The organism is Streptomyces herbicida (genome assembly GCF_032656585.1).
GTDB lineage: Bacteria > Actinomycetota > Actinomycetes > Streptomycetales > Streptomycetaceae > Streptomyces > Streptomyces herbicida.
This window is the reverse complement of sequence record NZ_JAUYWJ010000018.1, coordinates 16,695-32,440: the sequence shown is the minus strand read 5'-3', so window position 1 is coordinate 32,440 and position 15,746 is coordinate 16,695. Positions and strand designations below refer to the sequence as shown.

The window sequence follows — 15,746 nt, the reverse complement described above, 5'->3', positions numbered from 1 at the left end:
TATGGAAAAGATCACTTTGGTCACGGGCGCCACGGGGAACCTGGGCGGTCATGTAGTGGCACGACTGATGGATCGGGGCGGGCGGGTACGCGCCCTGTCCCGGCGCCACCCGGCAACCGACGACGTGTCCGATGTCGAATGGTGCCAGGGTGACCTGTCGACGGGGGAGGGGCTTGAGCGCGCTCTGGAGGGTGTGGGAACCGTCGTGCACTGCGCGACGGACGGCCGTACCCGCAACGGCGACGTCGCGGCCGCGCGGCACCTGCTCAGGGCCGCGGATGAGGCTGGCGGGCCACATGTGCTGTTCGTGTCCATCATCGGTGTCGACCGCCACCCGCTGGGCTACTACCGGGCCAAGTACGACACCGAGCGGCTCGTCGAAACCTCCGGGCTGCCGTACACGATCCTGCGTGCCGCCCAGTTCCACGACATGCTGCACTACGCCCTCCACCGGGCAGCCCGCCTCCCGGTCATGCCCGTGCTGGCTCGTACGGGCTTCCAGAGCGTCGACACCGGGCATGTGGCCGCCCGGGCGGTGGAACTCAGCACCGGCGGCTCCTACGGACGTGTCGCCGATCTGCCGGGGCCGGACACCCTGACGATGGCCGACATGGCGCGCATCTATCTGCGGGTCACCGGGCGGCGGCGGCCGATCCTGCCGCTCGTCCTGCCGGGCAGCGTGCCCAGGGCCTATCGGCAGGGCCTGCATCTGGCCCCCGCTCCCCAGCCCGGCAGCCGCTGCTTCGAGCAATTCCTCAGGGAGCGCCCGTCCGTGAAGGTGCCCGAGGCCGCGCGGAAGGCGGCTCGGTGAACGACGCCGGACGCCCCGCGAGCAGCGAGACCCCGCTCCCGTCCGATTCGGCCGGCTGTGAGGGAACCTGGCTCCTCATCGGACGTGACCAGACGCTCGACATCTTCACCAGGGCGCTGCGCCACCCCCGTATCCAGGCGTTGCTTATCCACGGGGCCGCGGGCGTGGGAAAGTCCCGGCTGGCTGAGGAATGCCTCCTTCGCGCGGAGCGCGCCGGATTCCGCACCGCCTGGGTGGTCGCCACCGCGGCGGCGGCCGGCGTGCCGCTGGGAGCCATGGCACACCTGATCCCCGCCGGCATTGACCTTTCGGACCCGGTCTCCGGCTTCGCCGCGGTGGACGCCGCGCTCCGGCCGGGGGACCGGGGCAGGCTGGTGATGCTGGTCGACGACCTCCATCTGCTCGACGCGACGTCGGTGATGCTGGTGCGGCAATTGATGGACTCCGGCACTGTGCTGCTCATCGGCACCGTCCGGTCCGGAGAGCCCTTCGAGATGGCGTCGGCCTTCGGCAGCGGCGACACCATCCACCGGGTGGACATCGAGGCCTTCACGGAAGACCAGGTGGCGGAGGTCCTCCGTACCGCGCTCGGTGGACCGGTCAGCGTTCACGGCGTGCACGAGCTGTACACAGCCAGCGCTGGAAACGCCCTCTACCTGCGGGAGCTGGTCCTGGGCGCGCTGCGGAACCGGTCCCTGACAAGTGACGGTGAGGTCTGGCAGCCGAGGGCCGGGTGGCGGGTGGGGACGCCACGGCTGAAGGAGCTGATCGAGGCTCGGCTGGCCCGGGCCTCGGAGGTCGGCACCGAAGCACTCGAACTGCTCGCGTTGTGCGCACCGGTCGCCCTGGCCGACGTGCAAGCCGTCGCCGGGTTGGAAGAGCTCATCACACTGGAACGGCTCGGGTACATGAGAGTGGTCAAAGAGCGCCGGCGCCATGTGGCGCTCCTGACGCACCCGCTGTACGGCGAAGTCGTACGGGACGCCATCCCGGAGCTGCGCCGCCGGACGATCTTGCTGGCCCAGGCCGAGCGAGCAGAAGCACGAGGTGCACGCCGGCAGGACGACCTGTTGCACATCGCTTCCTGGCGGCTGTCCGCCACCGGCACTGCCGATCCGGAACAGCTGGAACGCGCCGCAACACTTGCGCGTCACAGTCATGACTACCCGCAGGTGGTACGGCTGCTGCGGGCGCTTCCCCCGTCCGAACACAGGGTGCGGAACCGGCTGCTGCTCGCCGACGCGCTGTTCGAGCTGGGCAAGCCGGATCAGGCGGAGCCGGTGCTGGACCAGGCGAACGCTCTGGCGAGGACGGAAGAGGACAGACTGGCGGTGGTGGTGGCCTTCTCGGTCAACGCTCTGTGGGGCATGGCTCATGCGTCACGCGCGCTGGCCATGAGTACCTCCAGCCGAGCGCAGCTGACGTCCTCGAAGGCGCGCAGGATCCTCACCATCAACGAGGGCTGCATACATGCCGCATGCGGGCGGCCCGCCGACGGGCTCAGGCTGCTTGACTTGCTGGAGCTTGACGCCGACTCGGCATGTGACCTCAACGTGTGGCTCATCGCAGCGGTGGTGAAGACCAGAGCGCTCCAGATGACCGGCCGTGTCACACAGGCCCGGTCCTGGGCGGAACACGCCTACGCGACGCATCTGCGCGCCGGCCGACGGGCGCTCTCGGCGCCCCATCCGGCGATACAGTTGGCGCCGGTGATCCTCGCCCTCGCCGAGGACGGGCGTATTCCAGAGGCCCGGGCTCTGGGGGAGCGGCTGTTCGGTGAACTCGTCAGCTCCCAGGCAGGAATGGCCCGGATGTGGGTCGCCTTCTTCCTGGCCCGCACCGAATGGCTGGCGGGGCGCGTCGCCTCTGCGCGCCGCTGGTACGCCGAATGCATTGCCCTCGCCCGGTCGCACCACCGTACCCGGCCCATGCGCGAGGCGCTGGGAGGCCTGGTCGCGTGCATCGCTCTCCTGGGTGATAGGAACGCGGCCGGCGCCGCACTGTCCGACCTCGACGAGGCCGATGCGTCAATGACCGAACGTGAGTACGTCAGCGCGATCGCGTCCCCGGGCCGAGCCCTCGCGGAGGCCTGGTCGCAGGCGGCCAACGGGCAGCTGGGCAGTGCCCGCACCATCCTGCTCGATGCCGCGAAGAGCCTCAGGAACAGCGGGAACGTCTCGTCGGAAGGCCTGCTGTTGCTGGACGTGGCACGCCTTGGCGGAGCGGCGGACGTCGTCGACCGGCTCGCTGCGATCGCCGTGCAGTCCGATGGCCGGCTGGCCCGAGCCCAGGCGGACCTGGCCGCCGCCCTGGCCCGGAAGGACGCCGAAGACCTGCTGAGCATTTCTGAGGAACTCGAGGACATGGGCTGTGATCTCCTGGCCGCGGAGGCGGCAGGGGCGGCGGCTGCCGCATTCCGAACGTCAGGGCAGTCACGGAACGCCACTGCGGCCGCCCTGCGGTCGAGGGCTCTGACGGATCGCTGTGAGGGCGCGCGCACGCCCGCGCTGACCGTGGCGGATGAAACGGTGCCCCTCACCCAGAGGGAGACCGAGATCGCATGGCTGGCCGCCGCGGGGGCGACCAGTCAGGAGATCGCCGAGAAGCTGGTCCTGTCAGTTCGTACCGTCGACAACCATCTGGGGCATGCGTACACCAAGCTCGGAGTGACGAGTCGGCGTGAACTGGCTCAGGCGCTGCCATCGGCACCGAGGTTCGTGCTGTAGGTGCGTTCTGCCGTCGGCATGGCGGCCATATTCGCTCTGGCACGGAGCTTCCGGACTCCTCCGCGAGGGAACCGCCTCGCGCTCCCCAGTTTCGTCTGCTCCGGGATCATGGCTGCGAGCCTCGTGCCCATGCTGTTGCAGGTGTGGCCGGGACTCACGGAGCGCATCCTGATCCTGGCCGGGATGCTCTGGATCACCATCGCGTCCCGTTTCCTCCATATCCTCCATACGAGGGCGCTGAGCCCGTCCAGGAAGGCACCCCGATGACGAGTGAACTCATTCTGCTGGCTTCGGGTTTCGCGCTGGCCGAGGGCCCGGTCGTGCACGGGTCGGGCGCTCTGTGCGTGGCGGACGCGTTGGCCGGAGGGGTCCGTGTGCTGTGCGCGGGCGGCGGCGAGCGGCAGTTGCTTGCGGGCCGCAAAGGCATCGGCGGGCTGGTGGTTCACGCCTCGGGTGCCCTGCTGGCTTCAGGTCGGACCGTTGTCGCCACGGAATTGGACCCTCCGGCCGGCAGGGAGCATGGTGTGGAGGTCCTTACGGCCCGTCATGTCACGGGCTTCAATGATCTTGGGGTGGGGCCTGAAGGGCAGTTGCTGGCCGGGATGCTGCGTTACCGACCCTTCCGCGGAGAGCCGGCGGTTCCTGGGGGCTTGCGCGTGGTCGAAGCCGAGGGGACTGCGTACGACATGCCCGGCGAGGTGATCTGGCCGAACGGCGTGGCCGTAGCGGGGGAGTGGCTGTATCTGAGCGACTTCGCCACGGGTACGGTTCTGCGCGCCCGGTGGTCTGCCGGGGAGGGGCAAGAGCTCACGCCCTGGTGGCGGAGCCCGAGCGGGCAGGCCGACGGGCTGGCGGTCGACGCGGAAGGTGCGGTGATGGTGGCGCTCGGATCCGGCGGTGCCGTGGCCCGGGTCCTGCCCAATGGAGAGACTGCCGAACTGATCCCGATGCCGTCGAACTTCGTGGCGAGTGTCTGTTTCCGTGGCGCTGGGCTGGAACGCTTGGTGGTGTGCACCGCCGACAACACCGAATCTCCGCAGCTCGGCGGATGCGTCTTCGAACTTCCCGCGCCGGTGCCCGGTGCCCCCGTGCCGGTGGCAGCGATCCCTCTCCCGGACCTGACCTGACTCGGCACGGAAGTCGGAGGTGTCAGGGGTGCCCACCCCTGTCGCGAAGATTTCTGACCGCCTCTTGAATGACTCCGAGAAGAGTCATCGCGGCCAGCAGCGAGAGGAACAGTATGACTGATCCGAGGATGGCCCAGGCAACGATTTGATCGGCGGCGGTCATGAAATCCTGTCGAGTCAATGTGGTTGGACGCTGCCAGAAAAGCCAATTCTTCTGGGAGTATCGAGAGTATTGGTTACGCAGGCCGCCGCTTCCGCGGATGGATTCTCCGAGGCGGAATTCCCTCTTTTGAGTGGTGATTGCTCGTGCCGGCCGAACTCTCCGTCGTGCAGGCTCTGCTGTACGCCGCTGGCGTCACGTCACCTTCTCGAGCTCAATTGAGGTTCTGGAATGCAGCCCCTGTTCGACCGCGACGACATCCGCCGGATGATCAACGAACGCGGCACCGAGTATGCGGAGCAGACCCTGGAGAACTATGTGCGATGGCTGGAGGAGCGCACTCAGGAAGTCGAGGAGCGAATCACTGCGCTGCAAGCGGAACGGGAGCATTTGCTACGACTCCAGAACCCCGCAAGAGGGGCAGTACGCCCTTGAGATCGGGTAGACGACGTCGTGGGCCTGCCTCCCCGGGGAGGCAGGCCCACGCGAACGCGGCCCGACTGGGTCTAGAGCGACGGAAGGCGGAAGGACAGCCTCTGTGAGACGAAGTGCAGCTGGAAACCGGTGTCGGTGAAGCCCGCGCTGTCGCGGCAGTTGACCGACACGTGTCCCGGCCTGCTCTGATCCGGCACCGACGCGCTGCAAAGGGCTGCCGAGCCGTTGGCCGTGGCGACGACGCTTGCGTAGCCGACGTCCGACTGCTGGTTGGCGATGTCCACGGTGTAGCTGCCGACGGCGTTGCGCTGCAGGGTGACGGCACCTGCAACGGGGTTGTGGACGGCCTCGTCATCCAGCACCACGGGGGTGTTGCCCACCGTGCGGGGAGCGGTGAAGTAGGCCTCCTTGACGCCGGATGCACCCGCCAGGTTGACGCCCCGTACATAGCTGATGTTCACCCGGGTGGCCGCGGGAGCGGGAAGCCCGCTGACCGCGTCCCGGCAGGACACCCAGACCCGCCGCACGGGGCCCGCATCCCCCGCCGCCAGCGTCCGTGCCGTCGTCCCGCATACCACGTCCGGGACCTCACCGGTGTCAGCCTGGGCGAGGGGAGCGAGTGCCGTGACGGCGAAGGACTCCGGCGCGGCACCTGACAGGTAGGGCAGATCGAAGGTGTACTGCCCTGGGGCGGTGTGGCTGTATGTCACCCGCGTGGTGCCACCGCCCTCCTGGGGTGCGGCTACATGCCAGTCCGACGACACGGGAGCAGAAGTGGTCGAGGCACTCACCAGCGCACCATGCGTTGTGCCGTGGGCGTTGTAGTCGAGCGTGAAGCGGCGGTCGGCGGGACGCCCGGCGCTGTCGAAACAGGCGATGTCGATCTGGAGCCCCGGGTGACGGCTCGGGGTGATGCCGTCGAACGGCATGCAGTTGCCGCCGGTGACGGCCCGTACGTGGACACCGGCAGTGGGTACCGTGCCGATGTCGGGTCCGGAGAAGAAGACCGAGTAGCGTCCGGGCGCGTCATGACGCAGGTGCGCCGGCATGTCGAGCGCGGGGCTGCTGAACTGAGCCAGTGACGACAACTCGGTGTAGACACCAGCCGGTTCGTTGCCAGCCACCACGGCGAAGACCGACACCGGGGGCTGCGGTGACGACCCCAGCGCATCCGCCTGCCCCGCGGGGAGCGCGAGCAGACCCGCCATGCCGCTGGTCATGGCGGCGGTGGTTGCCGCCACGCGTCGAAATCTCTTGCTGAAGGGGAGCATGGAAGTCCCTGAAGATCGCCGGGCTGGAGGACGGCTTCGGCGCTGAAGGCCGCGTCGCGGTTCCTCGCCCCGGGGCATTGAGGGCACCGGCGCTGCGAGAACAGGCGCGTTGCGGTACCCGACTTGGACGGATCGAGTCTGGCCCACGGTGCGAGGGCCCGAGAGAGTAACCGCTACTCGGTTTCCCGGCGGAGCGCCGGCCTGACCGGGAACTCAGGGAGACCCTCGGTGCGGAGCCATAGAACGACAAGGGCCTTCCGCGTCCCTGGTATGTCGTATCCGCATCGACTTCCGGAAGGCCCTCGCCTTGTTCCAGGGTGGCTCAGCTCAGCTCAGCTCAGCTCTGGTCAGCTCTGCGACATCACCCAGTAGCTTCCGTCGGCGCCGAAGCGGAGATGCGTGAGCGGCCGGGAGTGTGTCGTGCACGAATCCCACAGCGGCACGTAGAGGGGGCAGAGATCCCAGTTGTACCGCACGTCGTAGACGTTGAATCCGACACCGTAGGAAGGATTGGCGGTGCAGCTCAGGTACTTGTACGTCGGGATCCAGGGTGCGTCGTACCCGGAGCAACTGGAGGAGGTGTAGGTGATGGCGCTCCCGTTGCCGCACCAGTCGGTGTGACCGGTGCCGTAGAGCTGGTTCGTGCCGACGCTCCTGGTGTCGTGGGACCAGCAACCCGAGGCGGCCGCGGCCAGTGCGTCCTTGGAGTTCGCCCGGGCGGCGGGAGCGGCGCCGGCGCCCTTGTGCGGTTTCGTGATCTCGTAGCGGGCGAGGTTCACGTACTTGGCGAGTCCGCGTGCCTTGACCTCTGCGGGGGTCAGTGCACGAATCGTCTCGGTGCCGCCCGCCTTGTTCTTCCAACTGACGGCTGTCGCCTCGGCGGTCTTCATGTCCGGGTCGGAGCCGGTCGCCGCGTGGGCGGCGGGAGCCGCCATCGAGACACTCAACAGGGCCGCACTGATGAGAGTTCCGGCCTTGGCGACTGCCCGGTCCTGGTGTCTTGCCATGCTCATCCTCCTTGGTTCGGCTGGCACTTGATGCAGCCTCACCCGCGGGCGGCACGACGGTCATGAGTAATTCCTGCTCGTTGATCACGCATGGCGGGCATCGAGCGAGTGAGTAACAACTGCTCACGACGGTGATCACAGGCAACTCCTAGGTTTTTCCTCGTCATTGACGTCACATCAGCATCGACATCGAGGGGGAACACCCGCATGACCATGCGATCACGGCTGAAGAAGGCGCCCGTCGTCGGAGCGCTCGCTCTGGCCACCACCGGGCTCGGGGTCCTGGCGGCGCCGTCCGCCTCCGCGGCGACGACGCCCGTCTACCACATGAACTGCACGACCGGAATCTGGGGCAACCAGGGCTGGGGCACCTGCACCGGCACCGGGAGGTGGGTCGTGCGCGCCGAGTGTGCCTGGAGCCCGCTGTACTCCACCAGCGCCGGAGGGTGGACCGACGGAACGGTCACCAAGTGGACGGACTCCTGCGCCTTCGGCGTCGAGTCCGTGCGGATCGTCGAGTACTGATCCGGCAGGAGCCGGCTGCAGCAGGTGCGTCCGCCCCGCTGGTGGACGCACCTGCTGCGGCGTTCTTCAGGCGTTCCGGCACACCGACTGGCTTGCCCGGCGAACGGGCCCGGCCGCCGGCCACGCATCGCACATTTTCACCAGGGCTCGCCCGTGGAACCGCGGGAAGTGCCCTTGTTGTAAGAATGAGGGGAGAAAACGTGTCGCAGGGGGAATTCGCGGAGGACCCGCAACAGCCGCCGGAAGCCGCTCCGGCGGAGCCTGCTCCAATCGAGGCAGGGCCGGCAGCTCGGGGGAGGGGAGTGACCCGGCGGGGCGTGCTGTCCGCCGCCGGGGCGGCCGGCCTTCTTCTGGCCGTCTCCCAAGCAGTTCCGGGTGGGCGCTCACGGGAGAACGCCCTCGGCGAACCCACCGCCGCCGACGGGCCCGTGCGCGTGGTCTCGCTGGTGCGTCAGGCCGACATGGTCGACCTGACGCTCGCACTGTGGAACTGCTCGGTCGATACAAGTGAAGGCCGCGCCCGTCTGGTCCGGGTCGACCAAACCCTCTCCGCCTATGTCGTCGTCCACTTCGGGCCCCAGGCCGTCACCGAGAGGGCCTTCTTGGAGGCGTCCGGCGGCGGCAACGAGCCGCCCACCGTGGATCCCGTGCCCACGCGGATCTCCGGGACCAGCCGGCTGGCGTTCGACGTCACCGGTCTCCTCCCGCTGGATTTCACGGTCGACGAAGTGCTGGACTGGGCCCGCTTCACTCCGCGACTGGTGCCCAATGCCCTGCCGCGGACGGTGCCCGACACCTTCCGGAGCCTGCCACGCCGGCCCGACGCCACCGAGACCTCCTTGGAGCTGCCTTGGCGGCTTCAGCTGTCCCCGGCCGAGAGCGGCGGCTGGGCGCACAGCGCGCAGCCGGTCACCCACGGCTCGTGGACCGAGGTCTGGGAGACCCGGCTCGGGATCAGGGAGCAGCAGGAGGACGACAGTTGGCGGGTGACCGAGGCACCGGAGGCCGAGCCGTTCCTCCGGGCGGTCTGGGCGAGCGACCCCGGCTTCGAGGACTGGCTCACCACGCCGGCCTCGGTACCCGCCGGCGACACGACCGACGGACTGCGCACCTCTCTCACGCCCCGCGAACGTTACGACCTCGTGCGGCTCTCCGGTGACTACTCCCTCCGTACGGTGAGCGGCCGCCAGCCCGCGCCCATAGAGCTGGAGCGGCTCTCCCTGAGCACACTGGGGGCCGGTTACGACCTGCACGCCGAATGGGACTCGGTCGTCACCTCGAACTACGCGAGCGCGGTGCGGGAGTGGACGCACCGGGGTGTGCTCGGGCGGGACCACTATGTGCGTGTGGTGAGCACCGGTTTCCTGTATCCGTTCGGGCACCGGGCCGCCGTACTGAGTCTGACGCAGCGCAAGTCGCAACGCCCGAGCGCTTCGAGTGAGGCTCGCGCAGCCTTTCTGCGCAAGCGCCTGATCCTCGTCGTCCGTCAGCCGGTGAAGTCCTACCGGGGCGACTCCGATCTGCGCAACGCCGGTCGCAGATTCCCGTTCCGGCGGGTGCGGTTGCTGACCGCGCAGACCCCGCCCCTGGAACCGGAGACCGAATACGTGAACGGCGGGTCGGCCGCCAACTCCTATGTGCCGCGGGTCGGCGACAGTGCTTACCGCTTCCACCTGCGCGGTGCCGACTGGGCCGGTAAGGAGGTCGACTTCACCTCACCGCTGGTCTTCGTGTCGGACGCCGGTGCCCGCAACTCCGAACATCTCCAGCGCGTGCACGAGACGTACAACGCCGAGGGCCAGCTGCGTACGGCCGGGTTCGGCGGGCGCCCCGTCGCACTCGCGCAGCCCGGCGCACGCCCGGGTGACACCGAACTGCCCGTCGAGTCGATGGTGTTCATGGGGGAGGCACCGCGGTCCGGTGCGGACCCGGTGGCCATGGTCAACGCGGGGCGGGCACCGTTCTACCCGGCGCTGGACCGGCTGACGGCCGGCCTGCCGGTGGTGCAGGAACTGGTCGGAGACGAGCTGGGCACCGGCACCTTCTCGTATCACGATGCCGCGGGCAGCAGCTATGTGGGAGGCGGGTTCGGCTCCCAGAACCCCGGAGAGGTGTTCCTGGCCGCCACGGGGTCCGACCAGGTGCAGGTCCGCTTCCCCGCCGACCGGTCGGGCGGTGTGGTCACCCCGGTGTTCGCGATTGCCGGCATCTCCCGGTTGCGCGGCCCGGTGGCGGGGGACGCCCATGATGCCGCCCGCAACCTCTTCGACCCCCAGAAGATGTATCCGCGCTCCGAGGCCAAGCTGGCCGGCGGCCTGGAACTGAAGGACCTGCTGAAGCCGCAGAGCGACACGCCCAACCCTGAGCAGGCCGTCGAGCTGACCGCGCGGCAGGAGACGGACGCCGACGGGCGGCCGGTCATGACCGAGCTGCGGTCGAAGACCAACCCCGAACTGCGCGCCTGGCCGTCCGGCGTGAATCTGTTCGTCCCCGCGGACCCGAAGAAGTGCCTGACCGTCGACACCCGGGTGACGTCGCGGGTGGACACGCCGGCCGAGGTGGTCGACCGGGTGGTCAAGGGGGAGCTGAAGAACTTCACCATCAACCTGTGGGGCACCGGGGACGCCACCCGCTTCGTCAGTCTCGACGTCGCCCGCTTCCGGTTCGTGGAGCGCAAGGACGCCAAGACGGAGGTCGACTGCGACGTCCGTACGGTCTCCTTCCACGGGGCGCTGAAGTTCGTCGAGGCGCTCTCCCGCTACTGCACCTTCCTTGGCTGGGAGGCCCCGACAGGACCTGCCACGACCGGCAGCAGCTCGGCCCGGACAGCGTCCTTCCGGCGGGTCGCCTCGGCGCCCGCCGACGCCATCGCGGCCGCGGACGAGCACCCGACCGCGGGCCAGGGCGACCGATATGTCGATGTGTCGCCCCAGGGTGTGGCTCTCAACAGGAGCTTCGCCGTGCCGGAGATCCAGCTGGGGGCCTTCGCGCTGACCGGGCTGGCGGTCTACGCAGGCATCGTGATCCCCTTCGACGGCAAGCCGATCCGGGTGCGCTTCGCCTTCAGCTCCCGCGAGAAGCCGTTCTCCGTCGTCCTCTCCTTCCTCGGAGGCGGCGGATTCGCCGCCGTGGAGCTCGGGCTCGGCGGGGTGGAGATGCTGGAGTTCTCCTTCGAGGTGAAGGCCTCCTACGCCTTCGCCATCGGCAGTGTCGTCAGTGGTGCCGTGGAGGCCAAGGCCGGCATCTACTTCGCCATCGAAACCGCCGAGAACGGCGACCAGGCCTGCGAACTCACCGCCTACCTGCAGTTCTCCGGCGCGGTCAGCGTCCTGGGGCTGGTCACGCTCTCGCTCGTCGCCTACCTCGCCCTGAGCTACTACGACACCCCGGAGCGGTTGGTCGGCGAGGCGACGGTGTCCGTCTCGGTCGACCTGTTCTTCTTCAGCTTCTTCAACAGCTACACCGTGCGGCGCGAGCTGATCAAGGGATCGGGGGGCAGCGACGGTGCCTCGGCCCGGGCCGGCCGGAGTTCCGTTGCCCGCAGCGCACTCGCCGCACTGCCCACCAGCGCCCAGGCCGCCCGCGTGTCCTTCGGCGACACCCTCACCCAGCAGGAATGGCTCGACCAGTACTGCGCCGCCTTCGCCCCCGTGGGAGCCTGACATGCCTTTCCAGACCATCACCTGGACCGCACTTCCGGCGGGTGCCTCCGCCGGGGCGGTCCGTCTCTCGGTGCTGATCGCGCCCCGGCTCCGGACAGACGGGGCCACACAGGCACTGTCGGCGTTCCCCGACTGGTCCGACTGGCCGAAGGTCATCTCCGGGATGTCCTTCACCGTCGGTTTCCCCGATCTGGGCATCACCGGGGCGCCCGTCGAAGCAGTGCGGGTCTCCACCCCCGAGTCGGCGAGATGGCGCTCCCTGTTCACCCCCAAGACCACCGTGCGCGGGCACACCTCCGCAGGGGCAGGCCGCAGACGGATCCGCTCGTACCCCGCTGCGCACCTGCTCGGCTTCGTCGCCGGGCGCTGGGGGAGGTTCGGCGCCGTCTCACCCGATGAACACCCCCGCCGTGCCGCCCTCGTCGACAGCGGCGCCTTCGGCTCCATCGGCTTCGAGGAGAACGACAGCGGCATCAAACGCCGCGCGCTCCTCGCCAGACAGCTGGAGGACCGCTACGACACGAGCGCGAACTCCACCCCCGCCACCTGGGCCATCCCCTACGACGCGGGCGACACCGGCGCGGACGGCGTCGCCCGCAGCTTCCTTCAGCTGACACGGTTCCACCGGCGCCGCCCGAAGGGCAGCGGTGCCCTGCCGCCGCTGCCGGAACCCGAGTTCGACTTCCATCAGACGGTCGCCGCCACACGGCAGTACCCGGCGCTGCAACGCATGCTGGGCCTGGTGGTGGAGCTGCGCATCACCGATTCCCGGGTCCTGGCCCTGCTGCAGGGACCGGTCAGGAACGGCTGGGTCACCGTGACCCCGAAATGGGACCCGTCCCTGGGCACTCCCGCCGATGTGGACGTCAGCCCCCACACGGCGTGCCTGATCGGCGGCAACCGCTTCGAGGCCCGACCGCGCGACCCCAACACCGCGGACTGGGACCACGGTCTGCTCCGCCTGGGCCGCTCGAGCTCCTTCCTCACCATCCCGGTCGACGTCGACGGAGCCGCGCTCCTGGCCGGGCAGTTCGCCGGCAATGTCGCGCGGGCCCGCAACGTCACCGACGGGCATCCGCTGCCCGCGTTGCGCACCGCCGGATTCGCGGTCGCCCGCACGGGTCGGGCGTCCGGCCTGGCCCGCGGACTCGCCCGGGGTGAGGAGCTGAACGACACCGCCTTCACCAAGACCGGCGAGAAGAAGGGTGGCACCCTCCAGCTCTACCTGGACGACCTTGTCCAGGGCTACCGATGGGACGTACGGGACGCCGCCGACACCGCCTGGCGCACGTTGATGGCGCGCTCCGGCCACTACCGGTTCCTCGCCGACGACCCGGATGTCGCCGTCGCGGTCAGCGAGGAGGGTGTGGTCACGACCGCGCCCACCAGTTCGGGAGTCACGGGGGACACCGATCTGTACCTTCAGGAGCAACTGGTCCAGTGGACCGGATGGAGCCTGGGCGTCCTGCGTCCGGGAGCGGCGGTCGGTCCCGACGGCAGCCCCCACCGTCAGCAGCCGGTGCTCCGCGAGGACTTCCCCTTCGTCGGGGACTTCGGCGTACCGCCGGGCAGCCTGCCCCGGCTCAGGTTCGGCCACTCCTACCGGCTGCGCGCCCGCGTGGTGGACCTGGCGGGAAACAGTCGCCCCGCAGCGGCCGGCGAGCTGGAGGACACCGACGAACTGCGCTCCGCAGCCGTCGTGCACCAGCGCTTCGAACCCGTCAATCCCCCGGAGGTGCTGCTGCGCGAGCCCCGCACCCAGGCCGAGGGCTCCGAACGGGTCGTCATCCGCAGCACCACCGGCTCGGACACCACGGCACAGGAGTCCGTCCGTCACCTGGTGCCCCCGCGCACCTCCCAGCTGATGGCGGAGCAGCACGGCTGCTTCGACGCCGGCAGCACGGGCCACCCGATGCGCGACGTGTACGACATGATCAAGACACGGGACGCGGCGACCCTGGAGGAACTCAAGTCGGCACATCCGGAACCCGCCCCGTACGAGGAGTCGTTCTACTACGACACCGACTCGCTGCCCGTGCCGTACCTCCCCGACCCCCTCGCCCGGCAGATCCTGGTGCGCGGCCTGCCCGACACCACCGGCACCACCAGCACCCTGCAGGTCGAGGCGCCCTCCGGTGAGTGGCCCACCCATCGGGCCTGGCGGATCAGGCTCACCCGCGGCAGCACCGCCGGCTGGACGCGGGACGACACCAACCGCCTCCTCGAGGTCCGCCTTGCGCCGGGCGACATCTACACGCTGCGTCTGAGCAGCCGCTTCAAGGACGGCGACGTCGACCTCATGGGCGTGTGGAAATGGATCCAGGAGTGGGTGGCGCAGTCCGGGTCCGGAACAGACCTCACCGCACTGCGGAACCTGATCGCGGGGGGACGCCACACGATGTTCACGCCCTACCGCGAGATCACTCTTGTCCACGCCGTACGCACCCCGCTCAAGACACCCTCCCTCACCGCCCTCGACGTCGACCGGGCCGGCGGCGCGTCGTCGACGTGGGCACGCGTGCAGGGGACCGTGGACATCAGCCGCAAGAGCACCGGCACGGTCGACCTGGTGGGGGAGTGGACCATGCCCCTCGACGCGGGGCCGGGAGGCCCCGAGCCGGATTCCGCCCGGACCTTCCGCGCTCCGGTGGCCACGCTCCGCGTGGAGCGGGCGCCCGGCGCCTCGCCGGGCCCGGACGACCTGCCCCTCGACGTCCGCCACGAGTTCGGTGACACACGCCACCGGCGTGTGGTCTACCGAGCCGTCGCCACCAGCCCCTTCACCGAGTACTTCCGGGCCGAAACCGAGCTCACCCTGACGGACGGCCAGGCTTCCTACACCGTCGACGCCGAACCCGCCGGCATCAAGATCCGCGACAAGGCGACAGGGAACCTCCTCGAACCCGCTCCGGCGAGCGCCACCGACCCTCGGACCGCGGACGGCGACTACCTCCTGGACCCGGGCAGCAGGACCGTCCGTCGCACCGAGAGCGGCCACATGCCGGAGAACGGCACGCTGGTCATGAGCTACGTGCCGCCCTCGACCACCAGGACCTCGGCCGCCCTCGCCGCCCGGATCGTGCACAGCACCGCCCGGCCGGCAGCACCCCGGATCCACTCGATCGTGCCGACCTTCTCGTGGACCGAGACCGCGCAGCAGAGCGTCCGCAGGGGAGGCCTGCGGGTCTACCTCGAGCGGCCGTGGTGGTCCTCCGGCCCCGACGAGCGGCTGGGGATCGTGCTCTGGAAGGGCGACACGGCCGATCCGTCGCCCCGGCTGGAACCCTATGTGACCATGTGGGGCCGTGACCCGGCGTTCGCCACCGCGGACCTGCCCGCGACCCCCGCCACCACCTCGTTCCGCGGCACGGCCAGCACGGGTTTCGACCTGCCGCTGGCGGAGGCGGGAGGTGCGCAGGTGAACGCCGTCGGATACAACGTCGCCTACGACTCCGACCGCGGCCTGTGGTACGCCGACATCGAGGTGACCCTTCCGCGAGGCGAGCGGCACACCTCCTACTTCCCCTTCATCCGGCTGGCCTTCGCGAGGTTCCAGTCCGCCTCGATCAGCGGATGCCATCTGTCCCCGGTCGTCACGGCGGGCTTCGTGCAGATCGCCCCGGACCGCACCGCCACCGTCACCGGCACCGGCTCCTCCCGGACCGTGACGGTGACAGGACGCTCGTACACCGCCACGGCCGCGAGTTCCGGTCCGTCCGTCCTGCAGGTCCAAGTGGAGCGGGCGACACCCGGGGTGAGCGATCCCGACCTGAAGTGGCAGCCCGTCTCCGACCCCCCGCGGACGCTGACGTCCTCGGTCACCCAAGGAAACCTCGTGACGTGGACCGGCACGGTCACTCTGCCCGCCGACGCGCCGGCCGGCTCGCTGCGTCTGACGCTGCGTGAGCTGGAGGCCCATCCGACCGGCCTGCCCGCCCCGACCGGCCGCAGGCGCACGGTCTACCTGGCCACGCTGCCGGTCTGACCGCAGGCTCCGAAAGCCCCGAGCCGCCCGCCCGCCA

General features: G+C 69.6%; 9 protein-coding genes. 7 read left to right on the top strand and 2 right to left on the bottom strand.

Features of this window, described 5'->3' with window-relative positions; genetic code table 11:
- The first annotated feature begins 1 nt into the window (after position 1).
- The 4 genes from Q8A52_RS32785 to Q8A52_RS32770 all read left to right on the top strand — a co-directional run bounded on the left by Q8A52_RS32785 (position 2) and on the right by Q8A52_RS32770 (position 5,259).
- Positions 2 to 811 (top strand): SDR family oxidoreductase, encoded by an 810-nt coding sequence (locus tag Q8A52_RS32785; protein WP_316758055.1) that lies wholly within the window; start codon positions 2 to 4, stop codon positions 809 to 811.
- Positions 808 to 3,537, top strand: coding sequence for a helix-turn-helix transcriptional regulator (locus tag Q8A52_RS32780; protein WP_316758053.1), 2,730 nt, complete (start codon positions 808 to 810; stop codon positions 3,535 to 3,537). Before Q8A52_RS32785 ends, Q8A52_RS32780 begins: the two co-directional genes overlap by 4 nt.
- 263 nt (positions 3,538 to 3,800) lie before the next feature.
- Positions 3,801 to 4,664 carry an SMP-30/gluconolactonase/LRE family protein gene (locus Q8A52_RS32775; protein WP_316758052.1) on the top strand — a complete coding sequence of 288 codons (864 nt, stop codon included), beginning with the start codon at positions 3,801 to 3,803 and terminating at the stop codon, positions 4,662 to 4,664.
- Between the two features lie 391 nt (positions 4,665 to 5,055).
- On the top strand, positions 5,056 to 5,259 hold the full coding sequence (locus tag Q8A52_RS32770) for a hypothetical protein (protein ID WP_316758050.1): 204 nt from the start codon (positions 5,056 to 5,058) through the stop codon (positions 5,257 to 5,259).
- Positions 5,260 to 5,330: 71 nt separating this feature from the next.
- On the opposite strand, the gene Q8A52_RS32765 is transcribed toward Q8A52_RS32770, so the two are convergent.
- Together Q8A52_RS32765 and Q8A52_RS32760 are read right to left on the bottom strand one after the other, a co-directional pair.
- A complete protein-coding gene (locus tag Q8A52_RS32765) occupies positions 5,331 to 6,500 on the bottom strand; it encodes a hypothetical protein (RefSeq protein ID WP_316758048.1) in 1,170 nt (389 codons plus the stop codon).
- Positions 6,501 to 6,877: 377 nt separating this feature from the next.
- Positions 6,878 to 7,537 carry a hypothetical protein gene (locus tag Q8A52_RS32760; RefSeq protein WP_316758046.1) on the bottom strand — a complete coding sequence of 220 codons (660 nt, stop codon included), beginning with the start codon at positions 7,535 to 7,537 and terminating at the stop codon, positions 6,878 to 6,880.
- 207 nt (positions 7,538 to 7,744) lie between these two features.
- Between Q8A52_RS32760 and Q8A52_RS32755 the strand changes: the two genes are divergently transcribed.
- The 3 genes from Q8A52_RS32755 (at position 7,745) to Q8A52_RS32745 (ending at position 15,709) form a co-directional block, all read left to right on the top strand.
- Positions 7,745 to 8,062 (top strand): hypothetical protein, encoded by a 318-nt coding sequence (locus Q8A52_RS32755; protein ID WP_316758043.1) that lies wholly within the window; start codon positions 7,745 to 7,747, stop codon positions 8,060 to 8,062.
- A 302-nt stretch (positions 8,063 to 8,364) separates the two neighbouring features.
- A complete protein-coding gene (locus tag Q8A52_RS32750; protein ID WP_316758041.1) occupies positions 8,365 to 11,724 on the top strand; it encodes a hypothetical protein in 3,360 nt (1,119 codons plus the stop codon).
- Position 11,725: 1 nt separating this feature from the next.
- Positions 11,726 to 15,709 (top strand): hypothetical protein, encoded by a 3,984-nt coding sequence (locus Q8A52_RS32745; RefSeq protein ID WP_316758039.1) that lies wholly within the window; start codon positions 11,726 to 11,728, stop codon positions 15,707 to 15,709.
- Positions 15,710 to 15,746 lie beyond the last annotated feature (37 nt).

Coding starts and splice junctions, on each gene's coding strand:
- Q8A52_RS32785 (WP_316758055.1), top strand. CDS start 2: ATGGAAAAGATCACTTTGGTCACGGGCGCCACGGGGAACCTGGGCGGT.
- Q8A52_RS32775 (WP_316758052.1), top strand. CDS start 3,801: ATGACGAGTGAACTCATTCTGCTGGCTTCGGGTTTCGCGCTGGCCGAG.
- Q8A52_RS32770 (WP_316758050.1), top strand. CDS start 5,056: ATGCAGCCCCTGTTCGACCGCGACGACATCCGCCGGATGATCAACGAA.
- Q8A52_RS32760 (WP_316758046.1), bottom strand. CDS start 7,537: ATGGCAAGACACCAGGACCGGGCAGTCGCCAAGGCCGGAACTCTCATC.
- Q8A52_RS32755 (WP_316758043.1), top strand. CDS start 7,745: ATGACCATGCGATCACGGCTGAAGAAGGCGCCCGTCGTCGGAGCGCTC.
- Q8A52_RS32745 (WP_316758039.1), top strand. CDS start 11,726: ATGCCTTTCCAGACCATCACCTGGACCGCACTTCCGGCGGGTGCCTCC.